General features: G+C 39.4%; 4 protein-coding genes. 2 read left to right on the top strand and 2 right to left on the bottom strand.

Going from position 1 to position 6,434, the window contains the following annotated elements; all coding sequences use genetic code 11:
* Positions 1–348: 348 nt before the first annotated feature.
* A complete protein-coding gene (locus tag VB711_RS17700) occupies positions 349–2,430 on the top strand; it encodes a serine/threonine-protein kinase (RefSeq protein ID WP_323287516.1) in 2,082 nt (693 codons plus the stop codon).
* A gap of 11 nt (positions 2,431–2,441) precedes the next feature.
* Here the strand turns inward: VB711_RS17700 and VB711_RS17695 are convergent, their stop codons facing one another.
* Both VB711_RS17695 and folK read right to left on the bottom strand, forming a co-directional pair.
* Positions 2,442–2,996, bottom strand: coding sequence for an NUDIX hydrolase (locus VB711_RS17695; RefSeq protein WP_323287514.1), 555 nt, complete (start codon positions 2,994–2,996; stop codon positions 2,442–2,444).
* Positions 2,997–3,184: 188 nt separating this feature from the next.
* Positions 3,185–3,697, bottom strand: a complete 513-nt coding sequence (gene folK / locus VB711_RS17690; RefSeq protein ID WP_323287513.1) for a 2-amino-4-hydroxy-6-hydroxymethyldihydropteridine diphosphokinase — start codon at positions 3,695–3,697, stop codon at positions 3,185–3,187.
* 284 nt (positions 3,698–3,981) lie between these two features.
* Between folK and VB711_RS17685 the strand changes: the two genes are divergently transcribed.
* Positions 3,982–6,246, top strand: coding sequence for a penicillin-binding protein 1A (locus VB711_RS17685; RefSeq protein ID WP_323287512.1), 2,265 nt, complete (start codon positions 3,982–3,984; stop codon positions 6,244–6,246).
* The last annotated feature ends 188 nt before the right edge of the window (positions 6,247–6,434 follow it).

The raw sequence follows: 6,434 nt of genomic DNA, 5'->3' as shown, positions 1-6,434 counted from the left end.
CCCTAATTACTGTAGTGAATCTTATTTCTTGATCATTAATGTTCAATTAAAACATTTAATTTACATTAATTACAACCAATGGTTTTTACTGAATAGATAGTAGCTAATAAAAATAAAGAATTTTAGCAGCAATTTAATCAATTTTTCAATTTAACCTGTTATATAATCGAGGAAATCGTTAACTTATATGGCTCTCGTATTAGCTTAATAATTAAATAATCTCCCAAAACCCAATCAGGTTTATTTACCAAAATCAAGCACCAAATAAGTGCATGAGAATCAATTGTTTGTAGGGAGAAGACCATATAAATTTAGGATAATTCATCATGTAGTCCCATTGGTTAGACTATGATTTGCTGCTTAAATCCCGATTGTCAAAATCCTCAAAATCCTGATGGAAAGCAGTTTTGTCTAAGTTGTAACACCCCTTTAGTGTCACTTTTACGAAATCGTTTCCGCGTCATTCGCGTACTTTCCGATGAAGGGGGATTTGGTAGAACTTATCTATCAGAAGATACAGATAAATTAAATGAACTTTGTGTGCTTAAACAATTAGCACCAAAATTTCAAGGAACTTGGTCACAAAAGAAAGCAATGGAGTTATTTGCTCAAGAAGCAAAGCGACTTCAACAACTAGGAGAACATCCACAAATTCCCACTTTGATAGCGTATTTTGAACAGGACGATTGCTTGTATTTGGTACAACAATTTATTAATGGACAAAATCTGTTAGAAGAGTTATATATCCGCAAAACATATAAAGATTGGGACATTCAATCTTTGTTACTGGATTTATTGCCAATTCTTAAATTTATCCATGATTGGGGGGTTATTCATCGAGATATCAAGCCAGAAAATATTATTCGGCGTAAAAATGACGGTAGATTGGTGCTGATTGATTTCGGGTCTTCTAAACAATTAACGGCAAAAGTGCATAAAAAAAATGGGACATCAATTGGTTCCCATGGTTACTCTTCTATTGAACAAATTAGAGATGGTAAAGCTTTCCCTTCTAGTGATTTATTTAGTTTGGGTGCTACCTGCTTTCATCTATTAACAGGAATCTCACCTTTTCAACTGTGGATGGAGCATGGATACGCTTGGGTAAACGATTGGCAGCGTTATTTACGTTGTCCTTTAAGTACAGAATTAACTCAAGTTCTCGATAAATTGTTGCAAAAAGATATTAAAAACCGTTATCAATCAGTGGATGAAGTAATTAGGGATTTGGCAAAGAAGAAACCACTTGCATTATCAACAAAAAGTAATTCACCGATTAAAACCAAACAGTTAGATAACTATCCCCAAAAATATATTCTGCTCAGAAATTTGGTGTTATTAATTGGCACAGTTGTATTTTTAGGTCTGGGAGAATCTAGTTATAGATTATTTAATCATCTACAAACGGATTTCTCTTCTAGGTTGAATCTACCTCAAAACCATAATGATGTGCTGGTTGCTAATTCCCCCAGGCAATTTTTAGGGAAAATTTCGTTAATTAAGACTCTCTCAGCAAAGGATGATTCGGTTTCGGCTGTAGCTATTAATGCCGATACTCAAATAATTGCTAGTAGTGGTGATTGTGTGGTGGGTAGCAGACTAAAGTGCAATGATCTGGCTGGAGGTGACGCTAAGAAAAAGTATCACAGGATTAAATTATGGAATTTCACCACAGGACAGGAACTTGCTGTCTTACAAGGACATTCTCAACGGGTGAATGTGGTAGCGATTAGTCCCAATGGCAAAACTTTGGTTAGTGGAAGTGATGATAAAACTATTAAGGTCTGGAATTTAACCACTAAAAAGCTAGTTTATACTTTAACAGGTCATAGTGATTCTATTCACGCTTTAGCGTTTAGTACAGATGGTAAAACTTTGGTGAGTGGTAGCGATGACCATAATATCAAAGTGTGGAATTTGGTAACGGGACAGCTACTTCATAACCTCAGAGGTCATTCTTACTGGGTGCGTTCTGTTGCTATCAGTCCCAATGGTTTGATTGTTGCTAGTGGTAGTTTTGATAAGACTATTAAATTGTGGAATGTCGCTCAGGAAAAGTCAATTCATACCCTTACACCCAATTCGCAAACGGTGACATCTGTGGCTTTTAGTCCTGATGGTCAAATTTTAGCTAGTTCCAGTCGCGATCGCACTATTAAATTATGGAATATGGGTACAGGTGCAGAAATTCGCACTCTCCCATCACGGGACAATACTGTAGCGATCGCTTGGAGTAAAGATGGTAAAATTCTAGCCAGTGGCAACCGCGATCGCACGATTAAATTATGGAATGTTGCCACAGGTGAAGAACTCATCACTCTCACCGGACATACTCACCCGGTTACATCACTCGCTTTTAGTGCTGATGGTAAAACCTTGATCAGTAGTGGTGAAGATAATACTATTAAAATTTGGCAGATTTCTAGTTGATTTCCCTGTTTTTAGATCCTTTTTAGGAATGGGCGAGCCAGCAAAAAGCTTGATATTGACTTTGCATCTACTGGTTGTCCCTCTAAAATAGCTGTTTCCAGTTCTTCCGGGGTGAAAAATACCACTTCTATATCTTCGTCTCCGTCTTGTGCTGGTGGTGTTTCTAGTTTTTCCAAATCTCTAGCCATAAAAGCATAGATTATTTCATCAGAATAACCCGGTGCCAGGAAAAACTCTCCTAATTTATCCCACTTGTGAGCGAAATATCCTGTTTCTTCAGCAATTTCTCTTTGTATGGTTTGTAAGGGATTTTCGCTGAGTTCTACTGTACCTGCGGGAAACTCTAATATTCTTCCCTGAACTGCAAACCGATACTGTCGGACAAGGATCAATTTACCATCTGACGTTAATGGTACAGCCAAAGCGCCACCTGGATGGCGAATACACTCCCATTCCCCTTCTGCTTTATTGGGTAAGCGCAAGCGATTGACTTCAAAATTAAACTTGCGTCCTTTATGGAATAAGCGTTGTTTTAGTAACTGTGGTAATTCTCTACCTACTGGCATAGTTAAATTTTTTTTATTGATCAATACACAGGATATCTACTTTAACTGTTTAGTGTAATCAGTGTGATTTTGTATTTGACTGTATTTAAGAATGATATAGCAGGAGTCAGGAGTCAGGAGTCAGGAGTCAGGAGAAAAACTAGCTTTGTGTATAGGTTTCAATTTAAGTTCTGTACCTCATTGATCTACTATCTGCTGTAATATAATTGTACATCGCTACAATCTATTCCCTTGAGTAGACTTTCAATGGTCTGTTCAGAAACAGGGTGTATCCAAGTGGGGGCTATTTCTGCCAGAGGGACTAATACAAAACCTCTTTCCTGCATCCCAGGATGGGGGATCTGGAGATTGGGCTGATCTAAGATTAAGTCATCATATAACAATAAATCTAAATCTAGGGTTCTCGGACCCCAATGTAGTTGACGAACACGGCCAAATCTTTGTTCAGTCGCTAACAATGTTGCTAACAATGCCTGGGGTGACATTTCTACTTCCAGTATTACACAGCCATTTAAGTAATCTGGTTGGGGTGGACCCATGGGTTTGGTTTTGTACCAACTAGATTTGGCTTCTAGGCTGATACCTGCTGTTTTTTCTAAAATTTCTAAGGATGCTTCTAAAATTTCTAGAGATTCACCCATATTACTACCAAGAGCGATCGCACTTCGAGCCAATTTTTTAGCCAGCCTTTCTCCATACAATTGGGTGGGCAGGGAACATTCCGTTTTTTCCCCTTCTGACTCCTCCTAATATGTTGTTTTTGTAAAGAACATAATTTAGAACTGAATCTATTTGATTGCTTATGGGATACTATTATAACGCATTGAAAATCTTTAACATAGCCAGGCTGTAACTACATTTGGTTAACAATTAATAAATCTTAATTTAATCCAAATAAAAATACAGCTATTACCCCTGGGTAATGATCAAGAAAAACAGCCATGGATTTTTCTTTTTTACCCTCCATACCTTAAATTGGTCCTTCATGAAAACTTACCCCCCCAAAATGCTGGTAAAAGCACAACAGTTAATCAGTCAAATCACAACCGGCTCCTTGGGAATGGTTGTTAGAATTGTTAACAGCGATAAACCGTTTTATCGACGTGTGTGGTTTTGGGCCGGTTTGAGTCTAGGTGGTGGGATCATAGCTTGCAATTATGCAATCGGAGAAATAGAAAGCACTTTACCAGATAGAGGGCAACTCAAAGCGATAGTCCGAGAGCAAACCTTGACTATTAAAGCTGCCGATGGTAGAGTTCTGCAACAGCAGGGAGAAGCAACCAGAGAACAACTCAAGCTAGAGCAGATACCAGATACCCTTAGACAAGCTTTCATTGCCTCAGAAGACCAAAGGTTTGAACTCCACAACGGTATAGATTTAGTCGGGATTTTTAGAGCAGCTTTGAGTAATTTGCGATCGCAGAACATCGTCGAAGGTGGTAGTACCATCACCCAGCAGGTAGCGCGAATCCTCTTTCTCAAACCAGAACGTTCAATTTGGCGAAAACTTCAGGAAATGCGGTTAGCCCAGAAATTAGAAAAAGAACTAACGAAAAGACAGATTTTAGAACGTTATCTAAATTTAGTTTACTTAGGTTCTGGGGCTTACGGTGTAGCTGATGCAGCTTGGGTGTACTTCGGCAAATCTTTAGATCAACTCACCTTGTCAGAAATGGCAACCATCGCAGGACTAGCCCCTGCCCCGAATCTTTACGCTCCAGATAATAATCCAGAGTTGGCAATACTACGGCGAAATCAGGTATTGCAACGGATGGAAGCAAATGGAATGATTATAGCAGAGGAAAGAAAAGCTGCATCACAAGAAGCATTAAAACTTAATAGTAAATTACCCAAACGCCTACAAGTAGAGTTTCCCTACTTTACCAGCTATATTCAACAGGAGTTGCCTAAATATGTGAGTCCTGATGTGTTGGCAGTGGGGGGGTTAGTGGTAGAGACTAGCTTAAATCCTACTTGGCAAGAAGCAGCAGAAAAGGCAGTTAGCAAAACGTTAAGAAATGAAGGCCGTTGGCAAAACTTTAAGGAAGCGGCTTTAGTAGCAGTGGACCCCCGGAACGGTGAAATTAAGGCGATGGTAGGGGGGAAAGACTTTAGTAAAAACCAATTTAATCGCGTTACCCAAGCCCAGCGTCAACCAGGATCGACATTTAAGGGCTTTCTCTATGCTACAGCGATCGCGACTGGCAAAAGTCCAAATCATAGTTATGTAGACGCACCTTTTGTAGTCGATGGTTACGAACCAAAAAACTACGGTGAAAAATTCTCTGGTTCAATGACCATGAGAGATGCCCTGACAAAATCAGTTAATGTCATCGCCGTCAAGGTATTGTTAGATGTAGGATTTGAGCCAACAATTAAACTAGCTCAGAAAATGGGGATTAAGTCTCAATTAAAACCCACCTATTCTTTAGCTCTTGGCTCCAATGAGGTAAATCTGCTAGAATTAACCAGTGCTTACGGTAGCTTTGCCACCCAAGGATTACATACAGAAGTTCATGGTATTACTCGCATTTTTAACCGTCAAGGTGAGGTAATCTGGTCAGCCAAGTTTAAACCAGAAAGAGTATTAGATGCTGACAGTGCTGCGATTATGACCTGGATGTTACGCAACGTAGTCGAAAATGGAACTGGTGCTGCGGCTCAATTAGGTAATAGACCAGTAGCCGGTAAGACTGGAACTTCTGATGAAGCCCGCGATTTGTGGTTTATTGGTTATATTCCCCAAGTTGTGACCGGCGTTTGGTTAGGTAACGATAATAACCGCCCTACCTATGGGAGTAGTGGCAGTGCTGCTTCTACCTGGCATGAATTTATGGAAACAGTGGTAGAAAAAATGCCCGTGGAAAAGTTTCCTCCCCGTCCTAAATTAAGAGGTCGCAAAGCTAGTATTAAAGCTCAACCAATTAAAAAATCTAGACGAACTTTAGTTGTTGCGAGTTCTAGGGAAGAGGAAGCTACAGAGAATACCAGTTCTAATTCATCGAGAAGACGTAGAAGGAGAAGAATTTCCTCCGTTGTAGAGCAGCCTACAAATCATACACCAAGAAGAAGAAGAAGACGCTCTTCTGAATCAAGTAGTTCAACATCGACTTCAACACCATCCCGTTCCAGACGACGCAACAGCAACACAGAATCCAGTTCTCCTCCAGTTAGAAACAATTCCTCTGGTTCTACTTCAGCACAACCCTCTTGGAGAGAAAGACTTAAACCAGGTTCTTCAGGAGAATAGGATCGGAATTTAAAGATGGGAAATGCGGGTAGTGGTAAAGAAGTAGTGATTTTTATCTGTCAAGGCTTTCAATGTCATAAAACCTTAAAATGAGAATTGCTGGAGTTATGTTCGTCAAAGTTAAAACAAATCCTTCGTTCTGTTAAAAATCGCACCTTTAATTAGGGGTTGCTGAAAAAGTCTTTTTG

The organism is Cronbergia sp. UHCC 0137 (assembly GCF_034932285.1).
Classification (GTDB): domain Bacteria; phylum Cyanobacteriota; class Cyanobacteriia; order Cyanobacteriales; family Nostocaceae; genus Cronbergia.
Note: the sequence above shows the minus strand (reverse complement) of the source record. Positions and strands in the feature narration are given on the sequence as shown.

Coding starts and splice junctions, on each gene's coding strand:
- VB711_RS17700 (WP_323287516.1), top strand. CDS start 349: ATGATTTGCTGCTTAAATCCCGATTGTCAAAATCCTCAAAATCCTGAT.
- VB711_RS17685 (WP_323287512.1), top strand. CDS start 3,982: ATGAAAACTTACCCCCCCAAAATGCTGGTAAAAGCACAACAGTTAATC.
- VB711_RS17695 (WP_323287514.1), bottom strand. CDS start 2,996: ATGCCAGTAGGTAGAGAATTACCACAGTTACTAAAACAACGCTTATTC.